This window comes from Mesorhizobium sp. M0816 (assembly GCF_040320005.1).
Taxonomy (GTDB): Bacteria; Pseudomonadota; Alphaproteobacteria; order Rhizobiales; family Rhizobiaceae; genus Mesorhizobium.
This window is the reverse complement of record NZ_JAMYOT010000010.1, coordinates 15,183-30,888: the sequence shown is the minus strand read 5'-3', so window position 1 is coordinate 30,888 and position 15,706 is coordinate 15,183. Positions and strand designations below refer to the sequence as shown.

13 protein-coding genes and 1 tRNA gene are annotated in these 15,706 nt (G+C 62.5%); 12 read left to right on the top strand and 2 right to left on the bottom strand.

From position 1 onward, the window contains the following. The first annotated feature begins 1 nt into the window (after position 1). The 8 genes from nuoN (at position 2) to NKI17_RS17275 (ending at position 8,819) form a co-directional block, all read left to right on the top strand. Complete coding sequence (nuoN, locus tag NKI17_RS17310; protein WP_352589712.1) at positions 2 to 1,438, top strand: NADH-quinone oxidoreductase subunit NuoN; 1,437 nt, start codon at positions 2 to 4, stop codon at positions 1,436 to 1,438. Positions 1,439 to 1,442: 4 nt separating this feature from the next. Beyond that, positions 1,443 to 2,264 (top strand): biotin--[acetyl-CoA-carboxylase] ligase, encoded by an 822-nt coding sequence (locus NKI17_RS17305; RefSeq protein ID WP_352589715.1) that lies wholly within the window; start codon positions 1,443 to 1,445, stop codon positions 2,262 to 2,264. A 119-nt stretch (positions 2,265 to 2,383) separates the two neighbouring features. Further along, positions 2,384 to 4,054: a ribonuclease J gene (locus tag NKI17_RS17300; RefSeq protein ID WP_352589718.1), complete on the top strand. Its 1,671-nt coding sequence runs from the start codon at positions 2,384 to 2,386 to the stop codon at positions 4,052 to 4,054. A 124-nt stretch (positions 4,055 to 4,178) separates the two neighbouring features. Next, positions 4,179 to 4,583 carry a methylmalonyl-CoA epimerase gene (gene mce, locus NKI17_RS17295; RefSeq protein WP_023676614.1) on the top strand — a complete coding sequence of 135 codons (405 nt, stop codon included), beginning with the start codon at positions 4,179 to 4,181 and terminating at the stop codon, positions 4,581 to 4,583. Beyond that, positions 4,580 to 4,864 carry a DUF1467 family protein gene (locus NKI17_RS17290; RefSeq protein ID WP_023676613.1) on the top strand — a complete coding sequence of 95 codons (285 nt, stop codon included), beginning with the start codon at positions 4,580 to 4,582 and terminating at the stop codon, positions 4,862 to 4,864. Before mce ends, NKI17_RS17290 begins: the two co-directional genes overlap by 4 nt. A 663-nt stretch (positions 4,865 to 5,527) precedes the next feature. Then, positions 5,528 to 6,856, top strand: a complete 1,329-nt coding sequence (proS, locus tag NKI17_RS17285) for a proline--tRNA ligase (RefSeq protein WP_352570374.1) — start codon at positions 5,528 to 5,530, stop codon at positions 6,854 to 6,856. Next, positions 6,853 to 8,139, top strand: a complete 1,287-nt coding sequence (locus tag NKI17_RS17280) for a lipoprotein-releasing ABC transporter permease subunit (RefSeq protein WP_352458234.1) — start codon at positions 6,853 to 6,855, stop codon at positions 8,137 to 8,139. Before proS ends, NKI17_RS17280 begins: the two co-directional genes overlap by 4 nt. Beyond that, on the top strand, positions 8,136 to 8,819 hold the full coding sequence (locus tag NKI17_RS17275; protein ID WP_023676610.1) for an ABC transporter ATP-binding protein: 684 nt from the start codon (positions 8,136 to 8,138) through the stop codon (positions 8,817 to 8,819). The genes NKI17_RS17280 and NKI17_RS17275 overlap by 4 nt, the downstream gene beginning before the upstream one ends. 387 nt (positions 8,820 to 9,206) lie before the next feature. Here NKI17_RS17275 and lipB read toward each other — a convergent pair whose 3' ends face one another. Next, a complete protein-coding gene (gene lipB / locus NKI17_RS17270; protein ID WP_023676608.1) occupies positions 9,207 to 9,950 on the bottom strand; it encodes a lipoyl(octanoyl) transferase LipB in 744 nt (247 codons plus the stop codon). A 175-nt stretch (positions 9,951 to 10,125) separates the two neighbouring features. On the opposite strand from lipB, the gene NKI17_RS17265 reads away from it, so the two are divergent. Further along, positions 10,126 to 10,210: transfer RNA gene (locus tag NKI17_RS17265), tRNA-Leu, on the top strand. Between the two features lie 137 nt (positions 10,211 to 10,347). Next, on the top strand, positions 10,348 to 11,730 hold the full coding sequence (locus tag NKI17_RS17260) for a DUF6538 domain-containing protein (RefSeq protein ID WP_352458233.1): 1,383 nt from the start codon (positions 10,348 to 10,350) through the stop codon (positions 11,728 to 11,730). A gap of 1,200 nt (positions 11,731 to 12,930) precedes the next feature. Here the strand turns inward: NKI17_RS17260 and soxR are convergent. Then, positions 12,931 to 13,365: a redox-sensitive transcriptional activator SoxR gene (gene soxR, locus NKI17_RS17255; RefSeq protein WP_352450000.1), complete on the bottom strand. Its 435-nt coding sequence runs from the start codon at positions 13,363 to 13,365 to the stop codon at positions 12,931 to 12,933. 85 nt (positions 13,366 to 13,450) lie between these two features. On the opposite strand from soxR, the gene NKI17_RS17250 reads away from it, so the two are divergent. Together NKI17_RS17250 and NKI17_RS17245 are read left to right on the top strand one after the other, a co-directional pair. Continuing rightward, a complete protein-coding gene (locus NKI17_RS17250) occupies positions 13,451 to 14,173 on the top strand; it encodes an SDR family NAD(P)-dependent oxidoreductase (RefSeq protein ID WP_023679409.1) in 723 nt (240 codons plus the stop codon). Further along, on the top strand, positions 14,170 to 15,345 hold the full coding sequence (locus tag NKI17_RS17245) for an S-adenosylmethionine:tRNA ribosyltransferase-isomerase (RefSeq protein WP_352691975.1): 1,176 nt from the start codon (positions 14,170 to 14,172) through the stop codon (positions 15,343 to 15,345). Before NKI17_RS17250 ends, NKI17_RS17245 begins: the two co-directional genes overlap by 4 nt. Positions 15,346 to 15,706: the final 361 nt, after the last annotated feature.

Here is a 15,706-nt window from a genome sequence, read left to right as displayed (position 1 = left end):
CATGACGCCGGACCTTCTCTCAAGCCTGTCGCTCTCGACGCCAGAGCTGATCCTCGCCATCGGCGCCTTGGCGCTGTTGATGCTCGGCGCCTATTCGCGCGCCAACACCACTGTCACGGTGAGCGGCCTTGCCGTCGCCGTGCTGGTGATCGCCGGCGCCTGGCTGGTCTTTTCGCCGGGACAGGGCAACGCCTACAGCGAAGCCTTCATCCAGGATCCGTTCGCCCGCTTCATGAAGGTGCTGGCGCTCGTCGGCTCGGCGGTGACGCTGGTCATGTCGGTCCGCTTTGCCCAGGCGGAGCGTTTCGACAAGTTCGAATATCCGGTGCTGATCCTGCTCTGCACGCTCGGCATGATGCTGATGATCTCGGCCAACGGCATGATCGGGCTCTATCTCGGCCTCGAGCTGCAATCGCTGGCGATCTACGTGCTGGCGGCGATCAACCGGGACAATCTGCGCTCGACCGAGGCCGGGCTGAAGTATTTCGTCCTTGGCGCCCTGTCGTCGGGCATGCTGCTTTACGGTATCTCGCTGGTCTACGGCTACACCGGCAACACCGGCTTCCAGGAGATCGCCACGGCGCTGAGCGGCGGTGAGCGCCAGCTTGGGCTCGTCTTCGGCCTGGTTTTCGTGCTGGCCGGCCTTGCCTTCAAGATCTCGGCGGTGCCGTTCCATATGTGGACGCCCGACGTCTATGAAGGCGCGCCGACGCCGGTGACGGCTTTTCTGGCGGCGGCACCGAAGATGGCGGCGATGGCGCTGATGGTGCGCGTCACCATGGGCGCCTTCAAGCCGATCGCCGCCGACTGGCAGCAGATCATCGTCTTCATCTCGATCGCCTCGATGGCGCTTGGTGCCTTTGCGGCCATCGGCCAGACCAACATCAAACGGCTGATGGCCTATTCCTCCATCGGTCATATGGGTTATGCGCTGGTCGGCCTTGCCGCGAACAGCCAGGATGGCGTGCGCGGCGTCGCCATCTACATGCTGATCTATCTGGTGATGACGCTCGGCACCTTCGCCTTCATCCTCGCCATGCGGCGCAAGGAGGGCAATGTCGAGCAGATCAGCGATCTCGCCGGCCTGTCGGCGACCAATCCGATCATGGCGACGATCCTCACCATCCTGATGTTCTCGCTGGCCGGCATCCCGCCGCTCGCCGGCTTCTGGGGGAAATGGTACGTGTTCCTCGCCGCCATCAATGCCAACCTCTACGCGCTGGCGATCATCGGCGTGCTCGCCTCTGTGGTGGGCGCCTACTATTATCTGCGTATCATCAAGATCATGTGGTTCGACGAACCGGTCGGCGGCTTCGTGCCGATGGCGTCCGAACTGCGCGTCGTGCTCGGTGTCTGTGGCGCCTTCGTGCTGTTCTACGTGCTGATCGGCGGCCCGATCGGAACCTACGCCGCAGCCGCGGCCAAGACCTTCTTCTGACGGAATGACTTTCAGGCTGGCTCCAACCGCGGCTTCGGACGGGTTCCGGCTCGAGGCGCACGACACGGTCGGCTCCACCAACGCGCTGGCGCTGGAGCATGCACGGGCCGGCGATCCGGGCAAACTCTGGGTCGTCTCCAAAAAGCAGGAAGCCGGGCGTGGCCGCCGTGGCCGCGCCTGGGCGACGCCCGAGGGCAATCTGGCAGCGACGTTGCTGGTGATCACCAACACCGAGCTTCGGCTTGCCGCGACGCTCGGCTTCGTTGCCGGACTGGCGCTGGCCGACGCGCTCGACGCTGTCGTGCCGAAGGGCAGGATCGCGATCGGCCTCGATGGTGCGAGCCAAGGCAAGAACCGTTTCGAACTGAAATGGCCCAACGATGTGCTTGCCTCGGGCGCCAAGCTCGCCGGCATCCTGCTGGAATCGGCGATGCTGGATGGTGGCCGTTCCGCGGTGGCTGTCGGTGTCGGCGTCAACGTGGTGGCATACCCTGAGGATTTGCCTTATCCAGCGACGTCGCTCAGCGCGCTGGGGTCTGCTTGCGATGCCGAGACGCTGTTCCTGGCGCTGTCGGATACATGGAGCGAGAATGCGCGGCTGTGGAACGAAGGGCGCGGGCTTGCCGCCGTCAGGCGGCGGTGGCTGGCGCGTGCGGCGGGGCTTGGCGGGCAGGTTGCTGTCAGAATTGACGGTAATGTGGTGCGCGGCACCTTCGAGACCATTGACGAGGACTGCCGTTTCGTGATCCGCGACGATCAAGGTTCGGTTCTGACGATCGCCGCCGGCGACGTGCATTTCGGCGCGGTTGCCTCGGCCGGCGTTTGACTGGCCAATACGTTTGACTGGCCAGGTATTTGACCAGCTTGAATTTGACCGGCCGACAATTTTGACCGGCCGACAATTTTGACCGGCCCACAATTTTGACCGGCAAGGAAGGAAAGACCATGGCGATAGCGGAAAACGCCGAACTTGTCTTCGTGCCGCTCGGCGGTGTCGGCGAGATCGGCATGAACTTCGCCCTCTACGGCTATGGGCCGGCCAATGCGCGCGAATGGATCGTGGTCGACGTCGGCGTCACTTTTCCCGATGCAACCCTGCCCGGCGTCGACCTGGTTCTGCCCGACACGCGTTTCATCGAGGAGAATGTCGCCAATCTGCGCGGCATCGTCATCACCCATGCGCATGAGGACCATTACGGCGCGCTCCACGACATCTGGCCGAAGCTCAAGGCGCCGGTCTGGATGACGCCGTTCAGCGCCGGCCTGCTGGAAGCCAAGCGGCAGGGCGAGCAAGGGGCGCCGAAGATCCCGGTGACGATCTACCGGGCCGGCGAGAAATTCACCGTCGGCCCGTTCGAGATCGAGGCCATCCCTGTTGCGCACTCCATTCCCGAACCGATGTCGCTGGCGATCACGACGCCGGCCGGCGTCGTCATCCATACCGGCGACTGGAAGATCGATCCGGCGCCGACGGTCGGGCCGATGACCGACGAGGCGCGCTTCCGAGCCTATGGCGACAAGGGTGTGCTGGCGCTGGTCTGCGATTCCACCAATGCGATGCGGGAAGGGGAATCGCCGTCCGAAGTGGCGGTGGGCGAGGGCCTCAAGAGCGTCATCCAGAACGCCAAGGGCCGGGTCGCCGTCACCAGCTTCTCCTCCAATGTCGGGCGTATCGTCTCCATCGCCAAGGCGGCGCGGGATGCCGGCCGCCAGTGCCTGGTGATTGGCCGCTCGATGAAGCGCGTCATCGATGTGGCTGATGAACTCGGCTATATGGACGGGTTGCCGGAATTCATCGCCGAGGAGGATTACGGCTTCATCCCGCGCGAAAACCTCGTCATCATCTGCACCGGCAGCCAGGGCGAGCCGCTTGCCGCACTTGCCAAGCTGTCGCGCGACGAGATGAAGTCGGTGGCGCTGACGGCCGGCGACACGGTGGTGTTTTCCTCGCGCACCATTCCCGGCAACGAGAAGGCGATCCTCGAAATCAAGAACCGCCTGATCGATCTCGGCATCAAGATCATCGAGGACGGCGATGCGCTGGTGCATGTCTCCGGCCATCCACGCCGCAGCGAATTGCGCAAGATGTATGAATGGGTGCGGCCGCAGATCGGCGTTCCCGTGCATGGCGAAGCGGCGCATCTGGTGGCGCAGGGCTCGCTGATGTCGACGTCCGGCATCGGCCAGGTCGCGCAGGTGCGCGACGGCGACATGCTCAGGCTGTATCCGGGTGCCGCCGCCATCATCGACCAGGTGCCGTTCGGCCGCATCTACAAGGACGGAAGGCTGATCGGCACCGACCAGGCGATGGGCATTCGCGACCGCCGCAAGCTGTCCTTTGCCGGCCATGTCGCCGTCAATGTCGTGCTCGACGACAAATACGAGCTTGCCGGCGATCCCGATCTCGTCGCCATCGGCGTCGCCGAGGCCGACGGCAGCGGCGAGAGCCTGGAAGACCTGATGATCGATGCGGCAATCGGCGCCGTGGACTCCATCCCCCGCCAGCGCCGAAAAGACCTCGACCTGGTCCAGGAGGCAGTGCGGCGCGCGGTGCGCGGCGCGGCCAACGAAGCCTGGGGCAAGAAGCCGCTGGTGACGGTGTTCGTCACAAGGTAAGTGAATAGTGAATAGTGAATAGGATGTTGTGGGTTAGCGGTTTTGCAATGCGCAATATTCCATTCACCATTCACCATTCACTACTCACTACTCACTACTCACTACCCCAGACCTGGAGCACCCTATGCTCGGACGCCTCAACCATGTCGCGCTTGCGGTGCCGGATCTGGCCGCGGCTGCGGCGGTCTATCGCGATACGCTTGGCGCTCGCGTGACCGCGCCGCAGGCGCTGCCGGAGCATGGCGTTACGGTGGTGTTCGTCGACGTCGGCAACACCAGGATCGAGTTGCTCGAGCCTCTCGGCGAAGCCTCGCCGATCGCCGCATTCCTCGCGAAGAATCCGTCCGGCGGCATGCACCATGTCTGCTATGAGGTGGACGACATTGTTGCGGCGCACGACCGTCTCAAGGCCAGCGGCGCGCGCGTGCTGGGCGACGGCAATCCGAAGATCGGCGCACATGGCAAGCCGGTATTGTTTCTGCACCCCAAGGATTTCTTCGGCACGCTGGTCGAACTGGAGCAAGCATGAGTTGGGTTTCGTTTGTCGCCCTGTTCTTCGCCACATGGTGGGTGGTGTTGTTCGCCGTCCTGCCGTTCAGCATGCGGACGCAGGACGAGGATCGGGACGTGACGCTTGGCACGGTTCCGAGCGCACCGCGCGGACCGCACATGCTGCGCGCGGCGCTGCGCACGACGATCGTCACGCTGGTCCTCATGGGTATCTTCTACGGCATCACGAGAGGGCTTGGCCTCGGTATCGACGACATCCCGCACATCGTGCCGGATTTCAACCAGAGCCCAGCGCATTAGCCGGCTACCTACCGTGTCCGACTATCCCAGCCTAAAGCGCGTCGCGTTCGACCGGCCTCATCGGACGCGCTTTAAGTTCTTGTTTGATGCATGTCGTTATCGCAAAACCGCTGCACGCTTTTGCGCGACATGCATTAGCCGACGCTCTGAAATCAAGCTGAGCCAGCAAGGTCAATCCAAAGTAAAGGCCGGGGCGGGTTTGGGCTGACGCAACGTCATGTAGTTTGGTAATCTGTCGTGCTAACCAGATGATTGCACAAAAAAAATGCAAGGCGCGAGGCCTTGCAATTTAAACGCGTCCGATCTGTTTCCGGTGTCCGGCGGCAGCGAGTTACCGCGCCTAGATCGCATCCTCCCAAGACTTTGACCGCGTAGGAGGGCAGATTTTTCTCTACCCTCTCGGTTATGGGGGCACACTAGCCTAAGGCGGGTGAAAATGTCACGAAGAATTTTGCCCGGAAACAGGCAATCTCGTGCTGCAGTGCACAATAGTACGGCAGGCGTTGCTTGCGAAACGCCCAGCAAGCCGCGTGCGGCAATTGCGGCGCCTGTGCAGCGCTTGGGCCGGGTTTCCATTCCGCCATGAAATGGCTATGAAGCCGGGGCAAGCAAGCCTGCGCTGCGCCGATTCCGGCGCCGCCATCCTCTCTCACGGACCAGTCCATGCGTTTGTCGCGCTATTTCCTGCCCATTCTCAAAGAAAATCCGCGCGAGGCCGAGATCGTCTCGCATCGGCTGATGCTGCGCGCCGGCATGATCCGCCAGCAGGGGCAGGGCAGCTTTTCCTGGCTGCCGCTCGGCAAGCGGGTGCTGGACAAGGTCTGCCGGATCATTCGCGAGGAGCAGAATCGCGCCGGCGCACTCGAAATCCTGATGCCGACCATCCAATCGGCCGAGCTGTGGCGCGAAAGCGGCCGCTATGAAGACTACGGCAAGGAGATGCTGCGCATCAAGGACCGGCAAGACCGCGATATGCTCTACGGGCCGACCAACGAGGAGATGGTCACCGAGATATTCCGCTCCTATGTCAAGTCCTACAAGGACCTGCCGCTCAACCTCTATCATATCCAGTGGAAGTTTCGCGACGAGGTGCGCCCGCGCTTCGGCGTCATGCGTTCGCGCGAGTTCCTGATGAAGGACGCCTATTCCTTCGACCTCGATTATGAAGGCGCCAAGGCCGCTTATAACCGCATGTTCGTGTCCTATCTCAGGACGTTTACGCGCCTGGGGCTGCAGGCCATTCCGATGCGCGCCGACACCGGGCCGATCGGCGGCGACCTCAGCCATGAGTTCATCATCCTGGCCGACACCGGCGAGAGCCAGGTGTTTTGCCATCGCGACTATCTCTCGCTTGAGGTGCCGGGGGCGGATACCGATTTTTCGAACGACGCCGAGATCGGCGGCATCGTCAAGACGTGGACGACGCCCTATGCCGCCACCGACGAAATGCATGACGAGGCGGCATGGGAAAAGCTCTCCGAGGGCGACAGGGTCTCGGCGCGCGGCATCGAGGTTGGGCATATCTTCCATTTCGGCGACAAATATTCCAAGCCGATGGGCGCCAAGGTGACCGGGCCGGACGGCAAGGATCATTTCGTTTCTGGCGGTTCCTACGGCATCGGCCCGTCCAGGCTGGTCGCGGCGATCATCGAGGCCAGCCATGACGATAACGGCATCATCTGGCCGGAGGCGGTGGCACCGTTCGATGTCGGCCTGATCAACATGAAGGCTGGCGATGCCGAATGCGACCGCGTCTGCCGCGAGCTGAATGCCGCCTTTGCCGCCGCCGGCAAGGAGGTGCTCTACGACGACACCGACCAGCGGCCGGGCGGCAAGTTCGCCACCGCCGACCTGATCGGGCTCCCGTGGCAGGTGATCGTCGGGCCGCGTGGTGTCGCCGCCGGCGAGGTCGAAATCAAGAACCGCAGGACCGGCGAGCGCGAGACGCTGCCGATCGGCGACGTGAAAAAGCGTTTCGGTGCCGCCGTATGAGTGAAGCGGCAGCAGCCAAACCTTCGGCGGCAGGACCCTTTTCCGGCTTCGAGCGCATGGTGGCGTGGCGCTATCTGCGCTCGCGCCGCAAGGAGACGGTGATCTCGGTGATCGCCTCGATCTCCTTCCTCGGCATCATGCTGGGCGTTGCCACGCTGATCGTCGTCATGGCGGTCATGAACGGCTTTCGCGCCGAACTGCTGACGCGCATCCTTGGCGTCAACGGGCACCTGATCGTGCAGCCGCTCGACATGCCGCTGGAGGACTATGACCAGGTCGCCGGCCGCATCAACGGCGTGCCCGGCGTCAAATATGCCATTCCGCTGATCGACGGGCAGGTGCTGGCGCAAGGCAATGTCGGCGGCGGCACCGGCGCGCTGGTGCGCGGTATACGCGGCGAGGATCTCGGCAAGATCACGATCGTCGCCAACAACATCAAGGCGGGCTCGATCGTCGGCTTCGACACCGGCGAGGGAGTCGCCATCGGCAGCCGCATGGCCGAGAATCTCGGCCTTGTGCTCGGCGATACCATCACGCTGATCTCGCCCGAGGGCGACGTCACGCCGCTCGGCACGACGCCGCGCATGAAAGGCTATCCGATAACCGCGATCTTCGAGGTCGGCATGTCGGAATATGACAGCTCCATCGTCTACATGCCGTTTTCGGAAGCGCAGCTTTATTTCAACATGGACGGCAGGGCGCAGACGATCGAGATCTACGCCGACAATCCCGACAATATCGACGCGCTGAAGCCGAAGGTCGAAGAGGCGGCGCAACGGCCGATCACCCTCGTCGATTGGCGGGAGCGTAACAAGACGTTTTTCGACGCGCTGCAGGTCGAGCGCAACGTCATGTTCATGATCCTGACGCTGATCGTGCTGGTGGCGGCGCTCAACATCATTTCGGGCCTGATCATGCTGGTGAAGGACAAGGGCCACGACATCGCCATCCTGCGCACCATGGGCGCCACGCGCGGCGCGATCCTGCGCATCTTCCTGATGACCGGGGCTGCGATCGGCGTTGTCGGCACCATCGCCGGCGTGCTGCTCGGCATCGTGATCTGCCTCAACGTCGAGCGCATCCGCCAGTTCTTCTCCTGGCTGGCCAACGAGCGGCTGTTCAATCCCGAGCTTTATTTCCTGAGCCAGCTGCCGGCGCGCATGGATGCCAGCGAGACGATCTCGGTCGTTCTCATGGCTTTGGCGCTGTCGTTCCTGGCGACACTGTTTCCGGCGTGGCGCGCTGCCAGGCTCGATCCGGTCGAAGCGCTGAGGTACGAATGATGGCCGAGGCCATTATCGAGCTGAAGAGCGTCGAACGCCATTATGTACAGGGGCCGCGCAAGCTGACCATCCTGAACGGCGCCGATTTTTCGCTGAAGCGTGGCGAGATGGTGGCGCTTGTGGCGCCGTCGGGCACCGGCAAGTCGACGCTGCTCCACACGGCCGGGCTGCTGGAGCGACCGGACGCCGGCGACGTGATCCTGGCGGGGCGCGCCTGCGGCCGGCTTTCCGACGACGAGCGCACGGCGATCCGCCGCAACGATGTCGGCTTCGTCTACCAGTTCCATCATTTGTTGCCTGAGTTTTCTGCGCTGGAAAACATCATGATGCCGCAGCTGATAAAAGGGCTGCCGCGCAAGGAGGCGGCCGAGCGGGCGGCGCAATTGCTCGACTATATGCAGATCGGCAAGCGGGCACAGCATCGCCCCTCCGAGCTCTCCGGCGGCGAGCAGCAGCGGGTCGCCATTGCGCGTGCCGTCGCCAATGCGCCGCTGGTGCTTTTGGCCGACGAGCCGACCGGCAATCTCGACCCGGTGACCGCTTCCTATGTGTTCGAGGCGCTGGCAGCACTGGTCCGGCAATCGGGCCTGGCGGCGCTCATCGCCACCCACAATCACGAGCTCGCCTCGCGCATGGACCGCCGCGTGACGCTGTCCGACGGCAAGGTTGTGCCGCTTTAGGGTGCGCTGCAATTGAGGCGATGACGGCCCGCGAGCTGCCGTGCGCCGTCCCGCCGCTTTCGCGCGCCTGTCGGCCCCGAAACGCTCGGCATCTCCTTCTCAACCCTTTCTTAACCCTGTCGAAATGACCGAGCGCAATTCGGGTGACGCCCGGACTGCGATCGTTGACATTCGAACAAAATTAGAACAAAATACGAACATACTAACAACAGGAGAGAGTTATGACCGATCTTGTTCAGGATGTCGTCTCGCTGGTGTGCATGAGCACGTTCCTCATTTCCATGGCAATCTGGATCGGCGCGATGTGAGGATTGAGCTCAAGGGCGGGCTCGATGCTGATGAGCGAGGGCCGCCTTCGCATATTGGCGCAGGCATTGGGCGAGTGTTTCAGCCGGCCTTGCGGGACACTTCGACAGGCGACACCGCGGCGGGCCCGAACACGTCCTCGAAAGCGGATTTCAGCGCCAGGTCGAGGTCGGCCATGGTCACGGGAAGGCCGAGGTCGACAAGGCTGGTGACGCCGTGATGCTGGACGCCGCACGGCACGATGCCGCTGAAATGGCTAAGGTCCGGCTCGACATTGATGGCGATGCCGTGAAAGCTCACCCAGCGCCTCAGCCTGATGCCGATGGCGGCGATCTTGTCCTCGGCCGCCGAGCCGTCGGGCAAAGCGGGGCGGTCCGGCCGAACCACCCAGACGCCGACGCGGTCCTCGCGGCGTTCGCCGCGTACGTTGAAGGCGGCCAGCGAGCCGATGATCCATTGTTCGAGTGCGGCGACGAAGGCGCGGACATCCTCGCGCCGCCGCTTCAGGTCGAGCATGACGTAGGCGACTCGCTGGCCCGGCCCATGATAGGTGTATTCGCCGCCACGCCCGGCGGCAAAGACCGGGAAACGGTCCGGCTCGATCAGGTCCTCGATGCGGGCGCTGGTGCCGGCGGTGTAGAGCGGCGGGTGCTCGACCAGCCAGACCATCTCGCCGGCGGCGCCGCTGCGGATTGCCTCGGCGCGCGCCTCCATCACGGCGAGCGCATCGGGATAGGCGGTGAGCCCGGGCTCGATGCGCCATTCGACCGGCGCCGAGCCGGGCAAGGGCAGGAACGACGTGGCGATCTGGCTGCGTTCTGTCATGATATCTCGTCTCGCCACTCATATGGCGGCAATCGGTACAAACGTCCAGTTCCGGCACGTTCGGCCCTTGAAGAGTTATGCCGATGTCCGGCCGATTATTGCTGGCCGCGCACTTGTTTCACCGGAAACGATTTGCTACACGCCGCGGGCCGGTTGGTTCCGGCTCCTACCACGTGCGGTCGTGGCGGAATTGGTAGACGCGCAGCGTTGAGGTCGCTGTGGGGCAACCCGTGGAAGTTCGAGTCTTCTCGACCGCACCATCAAATTCGTGAACTTGGCCCTCTAAGCCATTGAAACTCCAGTCCGGCAGAGCACCCGTTGATGAGGGCGCTTGGCGTTCTTGCCGAAATGCGATACAATTTGGGATACAAACTGAGATACATCGCGAGTTTGGCCCATGCGAAAAGAGGCCGTCGCAGAGCCCGCCAGAGACCCGGATCGCTACCTCGTCCAGCGCGACGGAATTTTCTATTATCATCGGCGAATGCCCGCCAAGATGGTCGGCATCGACGATCGCGGCAGGTTCATTCGCAAGTCCCTGGGAACGGACGAACGCCGCCTCGCACGTGCCATGCGCGACAAGCTCGAAGACGCGGACAAGACCCTGTGGGCGGTGCTTCTTTGCGGCGGCGAGACAAGGTCAGCACTCGATCAGTATCGCGACGCCGTTCGCCGGGCTGAAGCCATGGGCGTTTCCTACCTTTCAAATGGACAGGTGGCAGGCTTTCAGAATGTCGATTCAATTTTAAAGCGTGTCGAGGCGCTGGAGCGCGTTCAAGCGGCCCCCGCGGTCGCCGACGCTCTCCTCGGCGGGGTGCAGGTGCCGCCGGTCAAAGTCTCCAAAGCTTTTGATCTCTACGCCGATGAGATCATGGCCCATGAAGTCGCGGGTAAGAGCCAGTCGCAGCGCCGAATGTGGAAGAAGGTAAAGCAGAGAGCCGTAAACAATTTCGTTGCCCTGGTTGGTGACAAGCCGATCGGCGACGTCACGCGTGAAGACGGACTGACCTTCTACCGGTTCTGGCTCAAGCGCATCGCGCCGCCGCCAGACATCGGAGCCGCGACACATTCGGCGTCTGCCGGCAATCGAGACCTCGGCAACATGCGGGATCTCTACAGGCGTTATTTCGCTCATTTGGGCGAGGAACAAAAAGGCACCCCATTCGATGACCTCCGCTTTTCGGAGCGTGGCAAGCGCCGTCGTAAACGGCCGTCATTCGAACCCAAATGGATAACCGATCAGATCATGAGGCCGGGCGCTTTAGCATCCCTGGATGCTCAAGCGCGTCGCTGCGTTCTGGCGCTGATCGAGACAGGCACACGCCCAAGCGAGATATGCAATCTTGATGAGACCGTGATCTTCCTTGACACGCCGGTTCCGTATGTTCGCATTACCCCACGAGAGGACGCCGATGATCCGCGCGAGATCAAGACCGAATGGTCAGTGCGAGATGTACCGCTGGTAGGCGTCGCGCTGGAAGTTTTTAAGAAAAATCCGCAGGGCTTTCCGCGCTACCGCAATCGTGAAGAGGCGCTTTCTGCAAACCTCAATAAATTCTTTAAAACACACAAACTTTTCCCGACACCGAAGCACAAGATTTATTCCCTCCGGCACAGTTTCGAGGATCGTATGAAGGAGGCAGGTATCGACAGCGAGCTTCGCAAAATCTTGATGGGCCATACGATAGAGCGTGTAGAGTATGGTACGGGCGGATCGTTGCAATGGCGACGAGACGAACTCAAAAAAATTGCTTTGCCTTTCGATCCCGAGATCGTTTGAGCCGTTCCTGGACGCGCAGCATTGCGCCCATCTCTGCAATCAATTTCTTCTTCTCCCGTTCAAGACGCTCGTAAATCGGGAGATACGCTCGTCCTTTGTTGCCAGCCTTGTGGATAGCTAGGGCGAGCGTATCCAGAGCGCGGTCAATTCTGTCTAAGGTCACGGGCTCAGGAACAGTGCTTACCTGTGGCAGAACACAGGTCATTGTCTGTCCCGTCTGTTTCCTGTTCGGCGATGACACAGACGAGATAATGGCAGCAGGCGCAGGTGAGAAAAGCGGTTTGCCTCTCGCATCGTGCAGCGGCGATACTTCGACGTAGAAATCGGAAAACACGCTTGCGGCAACTCTGCACTGTCAGATGCAGCTAGCCACATCCGGCCACATGAATTGCTGAGCGGACTCAGACGGGTCGATGCCCTTGAACCGGACACGAGACCGAATCGATCCACAGGCTGTCGGCGGGCCGGAATGCCTCATCCGATCCGACCAAACCGATCGGAGGACGCAGGCAATGCCGGATTTGGTGGGCTATAATTACCTGAGGAGAGGCAATCAGCTGATCCGGATCAGTGCGTGGGAGCGCGAGTATCTCGGGAGGTCGCTTATGATTACCTTATCATTAGCATTCCTCGATATTGCGGCACCTTTGGGGTGAGTTTGACAAGCTTCACACGGCGATCGCTTGGCAGGAAATCGGTTATGAGATTCGTGTCGGTTCAATGATGGGCGGGACCAACTGCGCCGAAAGCGAACAAATTCGAATACTTAATGTAAAGTCTTGGGTCATGCTGTCCGAATGCAGTACTGTGCGGGCGATCAGCCAACGATTGGCGAAATTTTGAACAGGCTACCATTACCGATGGCCTAGACACCGTTTTCGTCCTTCGTTGCCGCAAGAAAGGTATCGCCAACTGCCGGATCAATCCGATCAGCCTGTGGCAACGCGCAACGGCTCCAACGCTCAGCGTTTCGGGCGGGGCTGAAGAGGTCGATGACTGCCGCACCCGGAGCAGTTCGACGTATTCCTTATTTTGCTTGGCCCGCTGAAATGCAGCCGCATCTTTAGAAGGAACGAACCGTCTGGCAGGACGGCGCAAGCAATTGATGGCGACGCCGTCGAGTGGATGGAGAAAGTCAGTGACAAACGATACCGCCGCTGAACGTTACCGGTCCGCAGCGTCTCGCACTTGGCTGCCAACTCACCCCAGCCAATACCTCGGCCCCGGCCCCTTGCGTCCTGCCATATCGGCAGGGTTCGCAAGGCTACACCGGTCGATCGACAGGCAGCCGCAACCGATGCACTCGGTAAGCCCCGACCTCAGGCGCTGCAACTCGGCGATGCGCTGGTCGATGCGCTTGGTCCACTGGCCCGATAACCGCGACCAATCCCGACGCGACGGCACGCGATCGGCTGGCAACTTGGCCAGCTCGCCGCCGATCTCCTCAAGCGTCAGCCCAATTCGCTGCGCGAAGACGATGAAGGCGATCCGGCGCAGCACGGATCGCGGGTAGCGTCTGTGTCCCGAGCCGGCCCGCTCGGACGCGATCAGCCCGCGCTCCTCGTAGAAGCGCAGGGCCGATGATGCGACGCCGCTGCGCCGCGCCACGTCGGTGATGGTCAGCATGGAATCCATGCATGAACGAAAGCACAATTCCCGCTTGACTTCAAGTTAACTTGAACTTGTACCAAGAGGCATACGGATTAAAGGAGCACTGGCAATGCAGACGAATGTCGAACTTCAGGGACTTCGCGTGGCGGTCACAGGCGGCACGTCCGGCCTCGGACTGGCGCTTGTGCGGCAGCTTGCCGCGATGAATGCGTGCGTCGCCTTCGTCGCCCGCACCGCCGCGAATGTCGAACGCATCGCCGACGAGACGGGCGCGCACGGTATTGTCGGCGACGTCGGCAAGAAGGAGGACATCTACCCGATCGCGTTGCAGGTCACTGCCAGCCTCGGCGGGCTCGATGTCCTGATCAACAATGCGTCGAGCCTCGGCCCTGTCCCTCTGGCGCTCCTTGCCGATACCGAGTGCGAGGAGCTGGAAATGGCGCTCGCGGTCAATCTCGTCGGCGCGTTCCGGCTGACGAAAGCCCTGTTCGGTGCGCTTGCCGCGTCCGCACGCGAGGGCCGCGGCGCGCTGGTCATCAACATTTCCAGCGACGCCGCCGTGAACGCCTATCCCGGCTGGGGAGCATACGGCGCGAGCAAGGCCGCTCTTGCCCATGTGACGGCGATTTGGGACGAGGAGGCGAAAGCAGACGGCATCCGGCTCCTCGCGCCTGACCCCGGCGATATGGACACCCCACTGCACGCGCTCGCGATCCCTGATGCTGATCCGGCGACCTTGAAGCGCCCCGAGCAGGCAGCTGCCGAGATCATCGAAAAGATGCTCGACGCGTTGCCGGTCCGCTCTACGCTTCTCGCCGGAGCACATGGATGATTGCCGCCGATCGTCCCGATCGGCGCTCCGCCAGGCTGTTCGTCGTCGAGGCGGACGGCACGATGCGCGACCTGCCGCGAGTTGGACTCGCGACGCTGTTCAACCCCGGCGATCTGGTCGTCGCTAATGACGCCGCGACCTTGCCTGCCAGCTTGCACGGCACGCATGTCCCAAGCGGTGAGGCGATCGAGATCCGCCTGGCGGGCTGGCTGTCACTTCCCGATCCAACCCGTTTCGTGGCGATTGCCTTCGGCTCGGGCGATCACCGCACGCGCACGGAAGACCGGCTGCCTCCACCTCCGCTGTCACCAGGCGATCGCCTCCGGCTCGGCTCGCTTGACGCCGTCGTCGAGCGCCTTCTCGACCATCCACGCCTTCTCGAGTTGCACTTCCCAGGCAACCGCGCAGCGGTGCTTGCAGGACTGGCGCACTACGGCCGGCCGATCCAATACGCGCATGTTCCCGAGCCGTTGGCACTGTGGGATGTTTGGACGAAGATTGCCGCCGGGCCGGTCGCGTTCGAGGCGCCGTCGGCAGGCTTCGCGCTCGACTGGCGCACGCTCCAAGCCTGGCGTCGGCACGACGTTGGCTTTGCAACCCTCACGCATGCTGCGGGCGTCTCTTCCACCGGCGATCCCGCGCTCGACTCGCGCCTTCCCTTCGACGAGCCATACCGCATCCCTGGGCGCACCGCGGCGCAGGTCGCGCGGGCGAAGCTCCGCGGCAGCCGCATCATTGCGATCGGCACGAGCGTAGTGCGCGCACTTGAGGCAGCCGCCAATCCCGGCGGCAATGTGCGTGCCGGAAATGGCATTGCGACAGGGCGCATCGCGCGGGGCACGCGGCTTCGCGTGGTCGATGCGATTCTCACAGGCGTCCACCAGCCCGGCGAAAGCCATTTCGAGCTCCTGCGCGCCTTTGCCGACGATGCTCTGCTCGCCAAGGCCTCCACAGCCTTTGCCGCCTACCGCTACCGCGCGCATGAATTCGGCGATTCCATGCTGCTTAATCGCCAACCGCCGCTTCTATCGCGCGAACAAAATCGGGGCGAGGGGCTCGAGACGAAGGCTTTACTCGAGGTGTGCCATGATGTCGGCAGGATCGGTGGTATTTCGTGCTCGGCGCGCAAGGAAGTCGGAGCTATGTTACAGCGGACCAAATTCGGCATTTGACCCAAAGTCGAAGTTCCGAAGCCCTCACATTGGGTCCGCATTGCGGGCGAAGCGGACAACATGGCTTGCCGGGCGTCAATGCTTCGATACGTGCCACGGCAGGCAGAGCCTAGCAGGGTCCCAAGAATCGCAGGATTTCGGCCGCGAGCGCATCCGGTGCTTCCTCAGCCATGTGGTGACCACAGTCCAGGGCCTTCCCCTGCTGTCTCGCCGCCGTCCACGGTCGCCAAACTTCGAGAACATCGCCGTAAAGCTGCTCAAGGGTCCGAAACCGCTGCTCCTCTGACGCTTCTCCTTCGCACGGAGCTGTCGCAGCCCTCTTGGTGCGCGGACGCGCGGTGCGCACACAACTTGTGGCCCG

Excerpts from the sequence above, each read along its gene's own strand:
- NKI17_RS17275 (WP_023676610.1), top strand. The coding sequence starts at position 8,136 with ATGATGGCCGAGGCCATTATCGAGCTGAAGAGCGTCGAACGCCATTAT.
- soxR (WP_352450000.1), bottom strand. The coding sequence starts at position 13,365 with ATGGATTCCATGCTGACCATCACCGACGTGGCGCGGCGCAGCGGCGTC.
- NKI17_RS17250 (WP_023679409.1), top strand. The coding sequence starts at position 13,451 with ATGCAGACGAATGTCGAACTTCAGGGACTTCGCGTGGCGGTCACAGGC.
- NKI17_RS17280 (WP_352458234.1), top strand. The coding sequence starts at position 6,853 with ATGAGTGAAGCGGCAGCAGCCAAACCTTCGGCGGCAGGACCCTTTTCC.
- NKI17_RS17305 (WP_352589715.1), top strand. The coding sequence starts at position 1,443 with ATGACTTTCAGGCTGGCTCCAACCGCGGCTTCGGACGGGTTCCGGCTC.
- NKI17_RS17260 (WP_352458233.1), top strand. The coding sequence starts at position 10,348 with ATGCGAAAAGAGGCCGTCGCAGAGCCCGCCAGAGACCCGGATCGCTAC.
- proS (WP_352570374.1), top strand. The coding sequence starts at position 5,528 with ATGCGTTTGTCGCGCTATTTCCTGCCCATTCTCAAAGAAAATCCGCGC.
- NKI17_RS17290 (WP_023676613.1), top strand. The coding sequence starts at position 4,580 with ATGAGTTGGGTTTCGTTTGTCGCCCTGTTCTTCGCCACATGGTGGGTG.
- nuoN (WP_352589712.1), top strand. The coding sequence starts at position 2 with ATGACGCCGGACCTTCTCTCAAGCCTGTCGCTCTCGACGCCAGAGCTG.
- mce (WP_023676614.1), top strand. The coding sequence starts at position 4,179 with ATGCTCGGACGCCTCAACCATGTCGCGCTTGCGGTGCCGGATCTGGCC.
- NKI17_RS17300 (WP_352589718.1), top strand. The coding sequence starts at position 2,384 with ATGGCGATAGCGGAAAACGCCGAACTTGTCTTCGTGCCGCTCGGCGGT.
- lipB (WP_023676608.1), bottom strand. The coding sequence starts at position 9,950 with ATGACAGAACGCAGCCAGATCGCCACGTCGTTCCTGCCCTTGCCCGGC.
- NKI17_RS17245 (WP_352691975.1), top strand. The coding sequence starts at position 14,170 with ATGATTGCCGCCGATCGTCCCGATCGGCGCTCCGCCAGGCTGTTCGTC.